Here is a 15,264-nt window from a genome sequence, read left to right on the forward strand (position 1 = left end):
CCGGCCCGCCCGGGGCCCCGGGGCCCGGTCGGGGTGGTCCGCCACTGGGCCATCTGCCACTCCTCGGATCCGCGGATTCTCGGTCGGGCAGGCCCGGGTGGGGCTGCCGAAACCTCCGTCGAGAGTCATGCCTGCCCGGTCCGCGGCCGTTCCGGAGCCCGGGTCACCGGGACGGCCCAGTGCCGGGCGGCGGGCCGCCGCGGCCGGCTCCGGCCCCCGCGGGCCCGGCCCCGTCGTGCCGGGCCCGCTCCGGCACCGGAAGGTCAGCCGGTGCCGGTCGCGGCCCGGAGCAGCAGCATCGCGATGTCGTCGGTGTGCCGGCCGGTGGGCCAGACGTGCCGGATCAGGCTGTCGATGAGGGGGTCGAGGTCGCGGCCGGCGCCCTCCGCGAGGTGCTCGGCGAGTTCGGCGGTGACCCGGTCGAGGTCGGTGCCGGGCACCTCCACCAGCCCGTCGGTGTAGAGGGCGAGGGTGGTCCCCGGGGTGAGGTCCAGGGTGGTGACGGGGTAGGGCAGGCCGGCGTGGATGCCGAGGACCGGACCCGGTTCGAGGTCGAGCACCCGGGGCCGGTGGGCGGGCTGGTGCACCAGTGGCGGCGGGTGGCCCGCGCTGGCGAGCGCGACATACCGCCGGGTCAGGTCCAGGTGCGCGTACAGGCAGGAGACGAGGAGGTCGGTCTCCAGGTCGGCGAGGACCCGGTTGGTGCGGGCCAGGACCTGGTCCGGAGCGGCTCCCGCGCCGGCGTGGACGGCGGTCCTGACCTGGCCCATGAGGGCGGCGGCGGCCACGTTGTGCCCCTGGACGTCGCCGATGACCGCCGCCGCGGTGGTCGCGTCCAGCCGGATGAAGTCGTAGAAGTCCCCGCCCACGTCCAGGCCGTGACTGGCCGGCAGATAACGCGCGGCGACCTCCAGCCCGGCCACCGCCGGCAGGCTGTGCGGGAGCAGCGCCTGCTGCAGACCGTGCGCGAGGTCGTGCTTGGCGTCGTAGAGCCGGGCGCGGTCCAGGGCCTGGGCGACCAGCCCGGCCAGCGAGGTGAGGACGGCCCGTTCGTCGGCGCTGAAGGAGTGCGGACGGTTGTAGGAGAGGATGCAGCAGCCCACCGGGCGTCCGGAGATGATCAGGGGCAGGAACGCCCAGGCCTGCTTGTCGCTGATCTGCGGGGCGTCGGGGTAGATGCGGGCCATCTCGGCGGGACTGCCGAAGAACGACGGGATGCCGCTGGTCAGCGCCTGGCCGGCCGGAGTGAGGGTGGTGTCCAGCGGCAGGCCGTCGAGCCGGTCGATGACCTTCGGGTCGTAGCCGTGGTGGCCGGTGATCTTCAGACGGCCGGCGTCGGCGGCGGACAGCACCAGCCCGTCGGCGCCGAAGGCGGGCAGGATCTGGTCGGCGACCAGGTCCACGACGTCGCGGACACCGACCGCCTCGGTCAGGGTCGCGGCCAGGTGCATCAGCTGGTAGAGCCGCCCGGCCTGCACGGTGGGCCGGGACGGGGCGTCGCCGGCCGGCGGCGCCCCGGCGGGAGGCGCGGACGGGATCCGCTCGTCGTGCGGCGCGGCGCACGGGGTGATGCGGACGCTGATGCCGCTGGCGTCCGGATGGAGCTGGAAGCGCAGCCAGGTGTCCGGGGGCCGCAGCGCGGTGAAGGACACCGGGTCGCGGCTGATGACCGAGGTGCGGTAGTGGTCCTCGATCAGCGGCTGGTCCAGCCAGGGCAGTGACTGCCAGGGCCGGGTGCCCAGCAGCTGGTCGCTGTCGCGCCCGAGCAGGGACGCGGCCGTGGTGGTCAGGAAGGTGATCCGGCCCTCCAGGTCCAGCGCCAGGCTCCCCTCGGGAAGACGCTCGGCGAAGTCCACGGCGGCCTGGGCGGGCGACCCGGCGTACGCCCGGGGTTCGCCGGTGGGGACGATGCGCGGCTGGTCGGGCACGACGGGCGGGCGGGCGCTGTCGTCCAGCACCTGTGCGATGCGCCGGGCCGCGGAGACGATGTTCCCCCGCTCCCGGGGGGTGAGCGTGCCCGGGTGACTGGCCGGCCACAGCAGCAGCAGGGCGCCCCAGCGACGGTTCCGGCCGGTCACCGGGATGGCCGCGAGCGCGAGGCGGTAGGGCAGGCTCGCGGCGGCGCGCGGGTAGGACCGGGCCATCTCGTCCTGCGACCCCACCCAGACCAGCCGGTCCTCGCGGATCGCGTCGACGATCGGTACCGGGGCGGTCAGCGGCACCCGCCGCCATGCCGCCGCGACCTCCACCGGCACCCCGCACATCACCGCCAGCGCCAGCGTCCGGGCCGCCTCGTCGAGCAGATAGACCCCTCCGGCCGAGGCACCGGTGCGGCGCACGGTCTGGGCCAGTGCCTGGTCCACCGATCCGGGGCCGCCCTCGTCACCGTGGCCGGGCACCGGGCACCTCCGGCCGGCCGGGGGCCGGTCTCCGGTGGGGGCGGCGCCCCCGGGCGGCGGGGCCGGTCAGGCCAGGCGGGCCGCCGGGGCCGGGCGGCCCGCCGTCGGTCCGCCGTTCGCCGGACGGGGTGGTCCGTCCCGCCGGACCCTCGGGGTACCGTCCCGCGACAGCGGGTGGGGCGGGGCCGGAGGCGGCCGAGGGTGCCGCCGGGAGCGGCCCGGGGGCAGTGGGCGGGGCGGGGCCGGTCGGCGCCCGGGCTCCACCGGCCGGCCGGGCGGGGGCCCGCACCGGGCAGGTGCCCCCACCCGCGGCGCTCCGCCGGATGCCGGCTTCGGCGGTCGGCTCCGTGGCCCGCGTCGGCCGTGCCGAGGCGCGCCAGGGCACGGACTCCCGGGGCCGGCGGACCGCGCCCGGTCGGGTCGGAGGAGCGCTCCCGTGCCGGGAGCGGCATATGTCGCCCATATCAGGACCATACGCCCGTGCTGTGGTACCCGGCTCCGGGAGCGGCCGGCCCGCCCCTTTCGACCGCGCCGCACCGTCCCGGCCCGGCGTCCCGGCCGCCGCTCGCCCCGGCCGCGCGCCGCCCGGGCCTGCCGTCCGGCCGTTCCCGGGGCAGCGCCGGACCGGGACCCGGACGCCGTCCGCGATCGCCCCGACCGCCGTCCGCGACCGCCCCGTCCGGTGGAGTGGCGCGCGACGTCCGGAAGCCGTTCCTCCCGAGCGCCGCCGGAGCGCCGCCCGGGGCCGGTGCGCCGCCGTCGGACCCCCGGCTCTCCGGCACGCTCCGCGGGCCCGGTCCGGCGCGGGCCGCCGACCCGTGCACCGGGCGGGCCCGCCGGTGCGTCCCGGCGGCCGCCGGACACACCGGGGCGGAGCGGCGCCCCGAAGCACGGCACCCGGTCACGGGCGGCGCGGCCCGGCCGGCCGGTGGAGGGAGTCCAGCAGCATCGGCAGCGTCCGGCGCAGTTCACGCTCCCAGTACGGGGGGCTGTGCGTACCCCGGTAGAAGTGGGTGGTGACCCGGACACCGGCTGTCCGGAGGCGGCGGGCCACGGTGCGAGACTCGTCCCCCATCACGGCCTCGGTCAGCGAGATCACCTCGTCCGGGTAGAGCGGGGCGAGGTCCGCCAGTCCGGGGATCGGGGGGTCCGGCTCGGTGCCCGGCGGGTCCAGGGCGCCCGGGGTGCCGTCCCCGGCGGCGATGTGCACCCGGGTGCCGCGGAGCCGTTCGGCGAGGTAGTAGGGGTCGTTCTGCTGCCAGACGTGGCGCTGCCGGACCGGGTCGCCCCAGATCCTCCGCCAGTCCACGCTGAGGTACTCCGCGCCGCCGCTGACCGCCTCGGGGTACTGGAGGGGATGGAGGAAGCCGCCGAAACTGGCGGCGGCGCGGAACATGCCGGGCCGGCGCGCCGCGTACTTCACCGCTCCGTACCCGCCCTGGGACTGGCCGGCGACCGCCCGCCGCGGGCCGGCGCCGTACCGGTGCTCCAGGATGGTCCGCACCTCGTCGAGGTGGAAGGTCTCCACGGCCGGGGGGCCGCCCGCGCCCCCGTTCCACCAGTCGCTGTAGAAGCCGTAGAACGGCATCTGGGGGATGACGACGAGCGTCCTGCGCAGCTCGGGCCATGTCTCGATGCGGTAGTCGCGGGTGTAGCCGCGGTGGTCGCCCTCACCGTCGGGCAGCAGGTAGAGCACCGGCCAGCGGTCGCCGGGGCGCCGCGTGCGCCATCCGTCCGGGGTGAGCAGCCGCACCGTGCCGGTGCCGGCGAGGGCCGGTGAACGGATGGTCAGATCGAGCTGCCGGGGGCCGGTCCACTTCTCCCCGACGACCCGGGCGGCGGGCCCGGAGCGGCCGGCCGGGCGGTCCGTCGGACCGGGGCCGTCCGTGGTGGCCGTGGTGGCGGTGGAGCCCGTGGTGGCGGTGGTGGCCGTGGCGGGGGTGGTGGCGGGGGCGGGCGCTGCCGCCGCGGGCAGCAGGCCCAGGGCGGACGCGAGGGCCAGCGCCGCAGCGAAGGAGCCCAGACGGGTGCGGGTGCTCGGGGTCATGGCGTCAGCGTGGCCGGGCGGTCGCGGGTCCGGCATCCGGAAGGCCCCGGAATTGAGCCGGATGGAGCCTCGCCCCGGCCCCGGAGTGATGCGCGGGGACGCGGGAGTGCGGGAGGAGCCGTGGCCCGGGGGCGGCGGCTGCCGAGCCGGGTCCGCGGCCCTCGCTCGGCGTCGGGCGGGCGCGCTCCGGAGCCGGCGGCCGTCACCCGCCGCGGAGGGGAACCGCCCCCGGGACCGAGGCGCGTCGACCGGCCCGGCGCCCGGCCCGGCACCGGGGCGGCACCCGGCCGTCTACGGCCGGGTGCCGGCCGAGCACCCGGCCCGGCATACGGCCGGCGCCCGGCCGGCAGCCAACCGCGCACCCAACCGAGCACCCGGGCCGAGCAGCCAACCGAGCACCCAGCACCCGGGCCGAGCACCCGGGCTGAGCGCCCAGCCGTGCACCCGGCCCGGCACGTGGTCGGCGCGGACCGCCGCGCGCGGTGCCGCGTCCCCGTGCCGGGCGTGGACGTCCGGGTGGGCGGGCAGACGGGCACAGCGGACGACGGGGGCGCCCCCCTTCTTCCGCACGCACGGGAAAGCGCGGGGTGCGGCGCCACGCGGCGCCCGCGTCGCGCCGCCCCGGGGAACGTCCGAAAGCACCACCCCGGGTGACCGGCGGGACCCCGCCGACGTGGGGTTTTACTATCTCTTTACGATAGGTTCGGGAAGATCTCCCCTCCCCGGATGTTGTGGGGACGATGTGCGGACCGATACCGGTCCCCGAGTGACGAAGGAGCAGCAGGCCCGCCATGGGTGAACCTCCCAGTAGCAGCCGTGCCATGTCCCGCCAGGCGGTACCCGACCGGACGGGGGTGGCACGGTGACCGAGATCCTGCTGCTCCTGCTCGCCCTGGCCCTCACCCTGGCCTGTGCGGTGTTCGTGGCCGCCGAGTTCTCCCTCACCACCGTCGAGCGCGGCGAGCTGGAACGCGCCGCCGAAGCCGGTGAGCGGGGGGCCGACGGGGCCCTGAAGGCCGTCCGGCGGCTCACCTTCCAGCTCTCCGGCGCCCAGCTGGGCATCACGGTCACCTCCCTGGTGATCGGCATGCTCGCCGAGCCGTCGCTGGCGGTGCTGCTGACCGGCCCGCTGGAGGCGACCGGTCTCGGCGGCGCGGCCCCGACGGCCGCGACCGTGCTCGGGGTGGCGGTCTCCACCGTGGTGCTGATGGTGGTGGGCGAACTGGTGCCGAAGAACTGGGCGATCTCCCGCCCGCTGGCGGTGGCGAAGGTCGTGGCCGGCCCGCAGCGCGGCTTCACGGCCGCGTTCAGCCCGTTCATCCGGCATCTGAACGACACCGCCAACCGGTTCGTGCGCCGCTGCGGGCTGGAGCCGGCCGAGGAGCTGGCCGGTGCGCGCACCCCCGAGGAACTGGTCGCGCTCGTCCGGCACTCGGCGCGCGAGGGCGCCATCGAGGCCGACTCGGCCGAGCTGTTCGTGCGCACCCTGCACCTGGGTGAGCTGACCGCGGAGAACGTCATGACCCCCCGCGTGGACGTGCGGGCGCTGGAGGCCCGGGCCACCGCCGCGGACGCCGCGGCGCTCACCCACGCCACCGGACTGTCCCGCTTTCCGGTCTACCGCGACAGCCTGGACGAGGTCATCGGCACCGTGCACATCCGCGACGTCCTCGCCCTGGACGGCGCCAAGCGCTCCGCCACCCCGGTCACCGATCTGATCACCCCACCGCTGCTGGTGCCCGACACGCTGCCGGTGGACACCCTGCTGCGGCGCCTGCGCGCCCACCGCGCGATGGCCGTGGTCATCGACGAATACGGCGGCACGGCCGGGCTGGCCACCGTCGAGGACATCGTCGAGGAGGTGGTCGGCGAGGTCCGCGACGAACACGACCCCGTCGAAGTCCCCGACCTGGTCCCGGCACCCCTCACCGACGACGGCCGGGCCTGCTGGGAAGCGGACGGCGGGGTCCGCCTCGACCAGCTCACCGAGGTCGGCCTGGCCGCTCCGGAGGGCCCGTACGAGACCCTGGCCGGCCTGATCGCCACCCGGCTGGCCCGCATCCCGGTCGAGGGTGACACGGTCCACGTCGACGGCTGGGAACTCACCGTCCTCGACGTCGACCACCACCGCGCCGACCGCGTCACCCTCACCGCCCCCCAGGTCCCGGCCGCGCAGGAGAGCTCCCGATGACCACCGTGCAGCTCCTCATCGGCGCCCTGACCCTGGTCACCAACGCCTTCTTCGTCGGCGGCGAGTTCGCACTGATCTCGGTGCGCCGCAGCCAGATCGAACCCGCCGCCCGCGCGGGCGACAAGCGCGCCCGGATCACCCTGTGGGGCGTCGAGCACCTGTCCGCCCTGATGGCCACCGCCCAGCTCGGCATCACCGTCTCCTCGCTGGTGCTCGGCGCGGTCGCCGAACCGGCCATCGCCCACCTCCTCGAACCTGCCTTCGACGCGGTCCACGTACCGCACGCCCTGGTCCACCCGATCAGCTTCGTCATCGCCCTGAGCCTCGCCACCTACCTGCACATGCTCATCGGCGAGATGGTGCCCAAGAACATCGCGCTGGCCGCGCCGGTGCCCACGGCGCTGCTGCTCGGCCCCCTGCTGGTGGCCCTCACCCGGGCCCTCAAGCCGGTCGTCTTCGGCATCAACGCCTTCGCCAACGCCCTGCTGCGCCTGCTCAGGGTCGAGCCGAAGGACGAGGTCGGGTCCGTCTTCACCGACGACGAACTCGCCCGGCTGGTCACCGACTCCAGCCAGGCCGGCCTGCTGGACCCGGCCGACGGTGAACGTCTGCGGGACGCGCTGGACCTGGGCCGGCGGCCGGTCGGCGAGATCCTCGTCCCGCTGGAGGAGATGGTCACCGTCGACCACACCGTCACCCCGGCCCGGCTGGAGCGCGCCGCCATCGCGGCGGGCTACTCCCGCCTGCCGGTCATCGGCCCCGGCCGCGCCGTCCTCGGCTACCTGCACATCAAGGACACCCTGGGCGTCACCGAACGCCACGCCCCCTTCCCGCGCACCGCGCTGCACACGGTGACCCGGGTGCGGATCGACACACCGCTCGACGACACCCTCACCGCGATGCGCGCCGACGGCACCCACCTGGCGGCCGTCACCGGGGACAAGGGCACCGTGCTGGGCTTCGTCACCATGGAGGACGTGCTCTCCGAGCTCGTCGGCCCCACCTCCTGACGCTCGCCGGCGCGGGGCCGGCGGGGGGTCTCCCGCCGCTCCCCGCCCCGGGGCGGTAGGCGGCGCACCGGCCGGGACGCCGCCCGGCCCCGCGCACCCGCCCCCGGGCGGCTCGCCGCGGCGGATTGACAACCCAGACGCGTCAATCGGGCCGATTCCGCTGTTGGCGCCACCGCTCCGCCGGCTGCGAGGCTGGAGCCCGCGCCCGGCCGGTGCAGGTCACCGGCCGGGCGCGGCGATCAACGTGACACCCCAGAGAGGAAACCCGGTGGACACCTTCCGGACGAGGGACGGACTGGTACGGGGCCGCCGGCCGGTCCCCGACGTGGCGGCGGTACTCGGCATCCCCTACGCCGCCCCGCCGTTCGGTGCCGACCGGTTCCGCGCGCCCCGCCCCGCCCGGCCCTGGACGGGGGTCCGGGACGGCACCCGCTTCGGCCCCGTCGCCCCGCAGTCGGCGTGCCTGCCGGGCGCCCCCTCCTGGTCGCCCGGCGAGGAGGACGTCCTCACCGTCAACGTCTGGACCCCGGCGGAGCCCGGCGACCGGCTCCCGGTGCTGGTCTGGATCCACGGCGGCGCCTACACCTTCGGGTCCTCCGCGCAACCCGACTTCGACGGCACCGCACTGGCCCGCGCCGGGCTGGTCGTGGTCACCCTGAACTACCGGCTGGGTTTCGAGGGGTTCGGCAGCGTGCCCCCCGGCGACGGGACGCGGTACCCGCAGAACCGGGGGCTGCTCGACCAGATCGCCGCACTGCGGTGGGTGCGCGGGAACATCGCCGCCTTCGGCGGGGACCCCGGCAACGTCACCGTGGCCGGGCAGTCCTCGGGAGCCGCCTCGATCGCCTGCCTGATGGTGACGGAGCGGGCCCGGGGCCTGTTCCACCGGGCCATCGTCCACAGCCCGGCCAGCCCCTGCTACTCCGAGGAACTCGCGGCGGAGACCACCCGGAGGGTCGCCGCCGCGGCCGGCCTCCCCGCCACCGCCACGGCCCTGGCCGCCGCGTCCCCCCGGACGCTGGTGGCCGCCTCCGACGCGGTCGTCGACGACTACCGGCGCGACCCGGAGTCCGGGGCCCGCCACTACGACCCGGTCATCTACGGGCCGGTCGTCGACGGCGACGTCCTGCCCACCGACCCGCTGGCCGGGATCGCCGCCGGCGCCGGGCGCGAGGTGGAGCTGCTGGTGTGCCACACCACCCACGAGTACTGGCTGCTGGACGCCGTCGGCAGCAGCGCGAAGGTCACCACCGGGGCGCGGCTGGCGCGGTTCGCCGAGGACTTCGGGCTCCCCGCGGACCTGGTGGCCGGCTACCGCGCCCTGATGCCGCACGCACCCGTACTCGACGTCTACCTCTCCGTCTTCGGCGACCTGAAGTTCGCCGAGTACGGCGACCGCCTGGCCGACGCGCACGCCGCGGCCGGGGGCCGCACCTTCCGGTCCCGCTTCGCCAGACAGCGCACCGGGCCGGACGGCGAGGTGCACGCCTGGCACTGCGCCGACATACCCTTCGCCTTCGGCACCCTCGCCGACCCCGCGGTGCAGTTCCTCGTCGGTGGCCCGCCCAGCCCGGCCGACCACCGCCTCGCCCGCCGGATGACGGCCGCCTGGGCCTCCTTCGCCGCCGGGACGGGCCCCGGCTGGCAGCCCCTGGCACCGCCGGACGGCCCGGTCCACACCTGGACGGCCGAGGGCGACCCGGTGCTGGCGGAGACGTCCCACCGGAGCCGCCGGGAGCTGTGGCGCGGCTACGCGTACCCGCCCTCGCGGCCCTGACCGCGCGGGCCCCGGCCGGCGCCGGACGTGCCGCGGCGCGCCACCGGCCGGGCCGTGCGCCCTCTTCGGCCGGCGGTCACGTCCGGGCCGCCCGCCGGGTCACTCGGCCGGGCCCGGCGGACGCATCGCCCGGGTGCGCAGCGCGAGCAGCGCCTCGATCCGGAACGACGGGTCGGCCAGCCGGTCGCCGAAGAGTTCGTCCAGCCGCCGCAGCCGGTTGCGGGCGGTCTGCGGATGGATGCGCAGCGCGTCCGCGACTTCGGGAGCCGTACGGCCCCAGGACGTCAGCAGCGCGTCGAGGGTCTCGGCGAGCCGTGCCGCCTTGCCCGAGGGCAGCTCACGCAGCGGCGCCAGGGTGCGCTCGGCCATCAGCCGGCCGATGTGCGCACCCCGGGCGCCGACGCGACAGGCGGCCTGCAGTCCGTCCGTGGTGCGCCCGTTGAGGAACTCCCGTCGGCCGAGCCGCTGGAAGAAGTGCTCGTAGTGCCGCTGGGAGCCGTCGGGGTCCTCGGTGAGTTCGGCGAACTGGTGCATGGCGCGGTGCACCGAAGTGACCAGATCGCGGCCGGTGGGCGAATCGAGCGGACGGTGGTACGCGGGCACTTCGCGGCGGATGGCCTGCACCATGGCCGACCCGATCTCCTCGATTCGCGGGCGCAGTATCTCGGCGAATACCGGGGGCAGCTCACGCCAGGGGAGACGGGAGAAGGTCGTCCGCATCTCAGCCCCTTTCGTGGACGACGGAGGGGAAGTCGCCGGGTGCGAGCGATTACCGGAGGCTAATGCCGGGCCGTCGGCACATGCCAGCAGCCGCACCTGTGACGTGTCCCTCTCCGGGTGCCCGTCCTCCGGTCGGCCGGGGGCCCGGGGCCGCCCGGCCCATCGCCCGCGAAGGGTCCCTTCGGTGCGGTTCGAGAGTGGTTCGTCCGGCCGATGGAGAGGCCGCATCCGTCGCCGGTGGGCCGTGCGGCCGCTCCCCGCACACTCATTCCGATGAGCGGTGCGCCCGGTGACCTGTCATACCCGTGACATCTTTTCCGGTCGTTGTCCGGCGCGTATGGAGTTTTCCGCCGCCACCCCGCGAGTTTGTGGCTTCCGCATCGGAAACCGAAAGGTGGCAACGTTTTGCGCAACGACGATCCGACCGAGAGCGCGATCTCCGGAATCGGCGCGCCGGGAATTTCCGCGCCGGAGCACACCGGGCCCGGGAGTGGCGAGGGGGCGGCGTCCGCACGCCGGAGGGGTGCCAGGCACCGGGCCCGTACCTGGCGCGGACGGCTGGTGGCGTCGGTCGCGGGGCTCACCGCCGTGGTGAGTCTGGGCGCGATCGGCATCATGGGCGACCACGCCTCGGCGTCCGGGGAACCGCAGGGCCCGCGCCAGGACGACTTCGACTCGGCGATGGCCTACGGCATCGCCCACCCCACCGCGCTGCCCTCCGGCGCGAACGACTGGTCCTGCCGACCGGACGCGGCCCACCCCGAGCCGGTGATCCTGGTGCACGGCACCATCGAGAACCGGTACGCCGCCTGGGCCGGACTGGCCCCCCGGCTCAAGGAGGCCGGCTACTGCGTCTACGCCCTCAACTACGGCGGCCTGGCGGGCGCTCCGGTGCAGGGAACCGCCAGCATGAACACCTCCGCGCGGACCCTCGGCGCCTTCGTCGACAAGGTGACCGCGGAGACCGGCGCGGCCAGGGTCGACCTGGTCGGGCACTCGCAGGGCGGACTGCTGGCCCGCCACTACCTCAAGAGCCTCGGCGGCGCCGGCAAGGCCCACCGGTTGGTGGCCCTGTCCCCACCCAACCACGGCACCACCTTCAGCGGTATGACCCACCTGTCCAACCCGGTCTCCGACCTGCTCACCGGCGCCGCCTGCGCCTCGTGCCGTGAGCAGATGGCCGGATCGGACTTCCTCCAGACGCTCAACGGAGGCGGGGAGACCCACCCGGACGTCAGGTACACGGTCATCGCCACGACCAGGGACCAGGTGGTCACCCCCTATGTCTCGGCCTTCCTGGCCCCGGCGGGGAACGTGACCAATCACCGGCTCCAGGACTTCTGCCCCTTCGAGGACGCCGGACACAACGACCTGGGCTACAACGCAACGGCCACCCGGCTGGTGCTGAACGCGCTCGACCCCGAGCGGGCCCGGCGCCCCGTCTGCTGACGCCACCGGCCCGGCGCGTGCTCCGCCGGGCCACCGGTCCCGGCCGGTGATCGGGCCGGATCGGTGACGCACGACCCCGCCTGACGGCGCGTCGGGCGGGGCCATCGGCCCCCGTCCCCCGCGCGTTCCGGCCGGCCCGCCGGCCGCCCGGCGCGGCCGGTATCCCGATCCGTTCCGGCAGGTCCGCGGCGGATCGTCGGCGTGCCCCGAGACCGCCAGGACGCCGTCGACGCGGCGCGCGGAGACCCGGTCGGCGCAGCGCTGCCGTTCCTCGGGTGCGGATCAGGGCGAGCAACGCTTACACGACCCGCACGCATCCCGGTCGAGTCGATGCGGGTATGAACCCCCATACATGTTGCGATATGCCAGTTACTGGAATGCATGCGCCCAAGGAGGACGTAATGCGCAGCAGATCTGGCTCGTTCCGGCGCCGGGCGGCGGCCCTCGCGGCCGCCTGCGCCCTCGGCGCCGGCCTGCTCGCCGGCTGTGCCGACGACGGCAGGGGCGACTCGTCGAGCGGTTCCGGCGGCACCGGCACCGAGGGCCGGACCACCCTCACCGTCGGCGTCTTCGGCGTCTTCGGTTACCGCCAGGCCGGCCTCTACGACGAGTACATGGAACTCAACCCCGACATCGCCATCAAGGAGACGTCGATCGAGCGGAACGAGAACTACTACCCCCAGCTGCTGACCCACCTGGCCACCGGGAGCGGACTGGCCGACATCCAGGCGGTGGAGGTCGCCAACATCGCCGAGATCACCGCCACCCAGGCGGACCGGCTCGTCGACCTGTCGAAGACCGCGGGGGTGAGGAAGGAGGACTTCATCCCCTGGAAGTGGCAGCAGGCCACCACCGAGGACGGCCGGACCGTCGGACTCGGCACCGACATCGGCCCGATGGCCATCTGCTACCGCAAGGACCTGTTCCGCGAGGCGGGCCTCCCCACCGACCGGGAGGAGGTCGGGAAGCTGTGGGCGGGCGACTGGGGCAAGTACCTCCAGACCGGACGGAAGTACCAGCGGAAGGCACCGGACGGCACCGCCTTCGTCGACTCGGCCGGCGGCGTCTACAAGGCCGTGGTCGCCGGCAGCCCCAAGCGCTACTACGACGAGAACGGCAGGGTCGTCTACAAGGACAGCCCCGCCGTGCGGGAGGCGTGGGGCCACGCGATGGACGCGGCCACCGGCAAGCTGACCGCCCGGCTCCAGCAGTTCCAGAAGGACTGGGACCAGGCGTACGCGAACGGCAGGTTCGCCACCGTCTCCTGCCCACCGTGGATGCTCGGCTACATCAAGGAGAAGGCCGGCCCCCGGTCCGCGGACCAGTGGGACGTGGCTGCCTCGCCCAAGCCCGGCAACTGGGGCGGCTCCTTCCTCACCGTGCCCGCCGCCTCCCGGCACAAGGAGGAGGCCGCCAAGCTCGCCGCCTGGCTGACCGCGCCGGAGCAGCAAGCCAAGCTCTTCGCCCGGCAGGCCAGTTTCCCCAGCGCCCGGAGCGCGTACGCGCTGCCGCAGGTGGCAGACGCCCGGCACCCCTACTTCGGGGACGCGCCCACCGGGAAGATCTTCGCCGCCGCGGCGCGCGGGGTCCCGGCACAGATCCTCGGGCCCAAGGACCTCGTCATCGACCAGAACATCGTGGACATCGGCGTCCTCCAGGTGGATCAGCAGGGCAAGTCCCCCGAGGACGGCTGGCGGGCCGCGACCCGGACGATCGACAACGCGCTGGACCAGTGACCGGGATGGGCTACCGCACCGGCACCACCGCGCCCCCCGAGGCACCGGGGGGCGCGACCCCGCCCGGCACGGCCGGGACGAAGCGGGCCGCCCCGGACGCCGCCGAGCTCCGCCGCCGCGCCCGGCGCAGCCGCCGCTACCGCCGGGACCTGCGGTGGAGCCCGTACCTCTGCGTCTCCCCCTTCCTCCTGTTCTTCCTCGCCTTCGGCCTGTTCCCGCTCCTCTACACCGGCTGGGCGTCGCTGCACCGGGTGGAGCTGACCGACCCCGCGCACATGGAATGGGTGGGGCTGCGCAACTACACCCGGCTGTGGGACGACGAGTTCTTCTGGAACGCGCTGCGGAACACCTTCACCATCGGTGTGCTCTCCACCGTGCCGCAGCTGGCCATGGCGCTGGGCATCGCCCATCTGCTCAACCACCGGCTGCGCGCGTCGATGTTCTGGCGGGTGGCGATCCTGACCCCGTACGCCACCTCCATCGCCGCCGCGACCCTGGTCTTCGCGCTGATCTTCGGCCGGGACCACGGCATGGTGAACTGGGCCCTGGGGCAGGCGGGCGTGGACGCGGTGGACTGGCAGAACGGTCACTGGTCGGCACAGCTCGCGGTCTCCACCATCGTCATCTGGCGGTGGACCGGGTACAACGCGCTGATCTACCTGGCCGCCATGCAGGCCGTGCCCCGCGACCTGTACGAGGCGGCGGCGCTGGACGGGGCCACCCGCTGGCAGCAGTTCCGCCACGTCACCATCCCGTCGCTCCGTCCGACCATCCTCTTCACGGTCGTCGTCTCCACGATCGGCGCGACCCAGCTCTTCGGCGAGCCGCTGCTGTTCGGCTCCGGCGCCGGCGCGAGCGGCGGCTCCGACCACCAGTACCAGACGCTCGGCCTGTACCTGTACGAGCAGGGCTGGGTCAATCTGCACCTGGGCCGCGCCTCGGCCATCGCCTGGGCGATGTTCCTGATCCTGCTGCTGATCGCCGCGGTCAACTGGTCGATCGCCCGTCGGCTGCGCAAGAGCCAGTGAGGGAGAACCCGTGACCGCACCCCGTGCCGGCCGGCACCTGCACGGCGGCCGGCTGACCTATGCCGTGCTCGCCCTCTTCACCGCCTTCTCGCTCTTCCCCCTGGTCTGGACGGCGATCGCCGCCTCCCGCGACAACACCCGGCTCGCCGAGACGCCGCCACCGTTCTGGTTCGGCTCGAACCTGCTGACCAACGTGGAGACCGCCTGGACCGACGCCAACATGGGGGAGGCGCTGGTCAACACCACCATCGTGGCCTCCGTCACGGCCGCCGCGACGGTCCTGCTCGCCACCCTCGCCGGCTTCGCCCTCGCCAAGCTCAGGTTCCGGTTCCGCACCACCCTGCTGGTGCTCACCATCGGGACGATGATGGTGCCGCCCCAGCTCGGCGTGGTGCCGCTGTACATGACCGTCGCCGAACTGCAGTGGACCGACCGGCTCCAGGCGGTCGTGCTGCCCTCGCTGGTCTGCGCGTTCGGCGTCTTCTTCATGCGCCAGTACCTGTCCCGGGCGCTGCCCGGGGAACTGGTCGAGGCGGCGCGGACGGACGGGGCGAGCAGTCTCCGGATCATCTGGCACGTCGTCTTCCCCGCCGCGCGTCCCGCGATGGCCGTCCTGGGCATGCTCACCTTCGTCCAGGCGTGGAACGACTTCTTCTGGCCGATGATCGCCCTGACCCAGGCCGGCAACCCGACCGTACAGGTCGCACTGACCGGGCTGGGCCGCGGCTACATCCCCGACCAGTCGGTGATCATGGCCGGTGCGCTGCTCGGCACCCTTCCGCTGCTGATCGCCTTCACCCTGTTCGGCAAGCAGATCGTCGGCGGCATCATGCAGGGCGCCGTCAAGGGCTGACCCCCGCGGAGGGCCGGCCCCACCAAGCCGGCCGCCCGTCCGTCCGAGAATGGG

The 15,264-nt window shown here is 74.8% G+C and carries 10 protein-coding genes; 7 read left to right on the forward strand and 3 right to left on the reverse strand.

Features of this window, described 5'->3' with window-relative positions; all coding sequences use genetic code 11:
• Positions 1-263: 263 nt before the first annotated feature.
• Positions 264-2,399 (reverse strand): SpoIIE family protein phosphatase, encoded by a 2,136-nt coding sequence (locus ACH4B3_RS25430; RefSeq protein WP_398466383.1) that lies wholly within the window; start codon positions 2,397-2,399, stop codon positions 264-266.
• Positions 2,400-3,300: 901 nt separating this feature from the next.
• Entirely contained in the window at positions 3,301-4,446 is a 1,146-nt protein-coding gene (locus ACH4B3_RS25435) for an alpha/beta hydrolase (protein ID WP_398466385.1), read from the reverse strand.
• Positions 4,447-5,308: 862 nt separating this feature from the next.
• Here ACH4B3_RS25435 and ACH4B3_RS25440 point away from each other — a divergent pair.
• From ACH4B3_RS25440 to ACH4B3_RS25450, 3 genes are all read left to right on the forward strand, one after another.
• Entirely contained in the window at positions 5,309-6,637 is a 1,329-nt protein-coding gene (locus ACH4B3_RS25440; RefSeq protein WP_398466387.1) for a hemolysin family protein, read from the forward strand.
• Positions 6,634-7,647, forward strand: a complete 1,014-nt coding sequence (locus ACH4B3_RS25445) for a hemolysin family protein (RefSeq protein ID WP_398466389.1) — start codon at positions 6,634-6,636, stop codon at positions 7,645-7,647. Before ACH4B3_RS25440 ends, ACH4B3_RS25445 begins: the two co-directional genes overlap by 4 nt.
• A gap of 268 nt (positions 7,648-7,915) precedes the next feature.
• The gene (locus tag ACH4B3_RS25450; protein ID WP_398466391.1) at positions 7,916-9,424 is read left to right on the forward strand and encodes a carboxylesterase/lipase family protein; all 1,509 of its coding nucleotides are present in this window, start codon (positions 7,916-7,918) and stop codon (positions 9,422-9,424) included.
• Between the two features lie 99 nt (positions 9,425-9,523).
• Here ACH4B3_RS25450 and ACH4B3_RS25455 read toward each other — a convergent pair whose 3' ends face one another.
• Complete coding sequence (locus ACH4B3_RS25455; RefSeq protein WP_398466393.1) at positions 9,524-10,144, reverse strand: helix-turn-helix domain-containing protein; 621 nt, start codon at positions 10,142-10,144, stop codon at positions 9,524-9,526.
• A gap of 561 nt (positions 10,145-10,705) precedes the next feature.
• Between ACH4B3_RS25455 and ACH4B3_RS25460 the strand changes: the two genes are divergently transcribed.
• From ACH4B3_RS25460 to ACH4B3_RS25475, 4 genes are all read left to right on the forward strand, one after another.
• Positions 10,706-11,593 carry an esterase/lipase family protein gene (locus tag ACH4B3_RS25460; RefSeq protein ID WP_398466395.1) on the forward strand — a complete coding sequence of 296 codons (888 nt, stop codon included), beginning with the start codon at positions 10,706-10,708 and terminating at the stop codon, positions 11,591-11,593.
• Between the two features lie 401 nt (positions 11,594-11,994).
• Entirely contained in the window at positions 11,995-13,329 is a 1,335-nt protein-coding gene (locus tag ACH4B3_RS25465) for an ABC transporter substrate-binding protein (protein WP_398466397.1), read from the forward strand.
• A gap of 5 nt (positions 13,330-13,334) precedes the next feature.
• The gene (locus ACH4B3_RS25470; protein ID WP_398466399.1) at positions 13,335-14,357 is read left to right on the forward strand and encodes a carbohydrate ABC transporter permease; all 1,023 of its coding nucleotides are present in this window, start codon (positions 13,335-13,337) and stop codon (positions 14,355-14,357) included.
• A 10-nt stretch (positions 14,358-14,367) separates the two neighbouring features.
• On the forward strand, positions 14,368-15,210 hold the full coding sequence (locus tag ACH4B3_RS25475; RefSeq protein ID WP_398466401.1) for a carbohydrate ABC transporter permease: 843 nt from the start codon (positions 14,368-14,370) through the stop codon (positions 15,208-15,210).
• Positions 15,211-15,264 lie beyond the last annotated feature (54 nt).

The organism is Streptomyces sp. NPDC018031 (assembly GCF_044327625.1).
Lineage (GTDB): Bacteria > Actinomycetota > Actinomycetes > Streptomycetales > Streptomycetaceae > Streptomyces.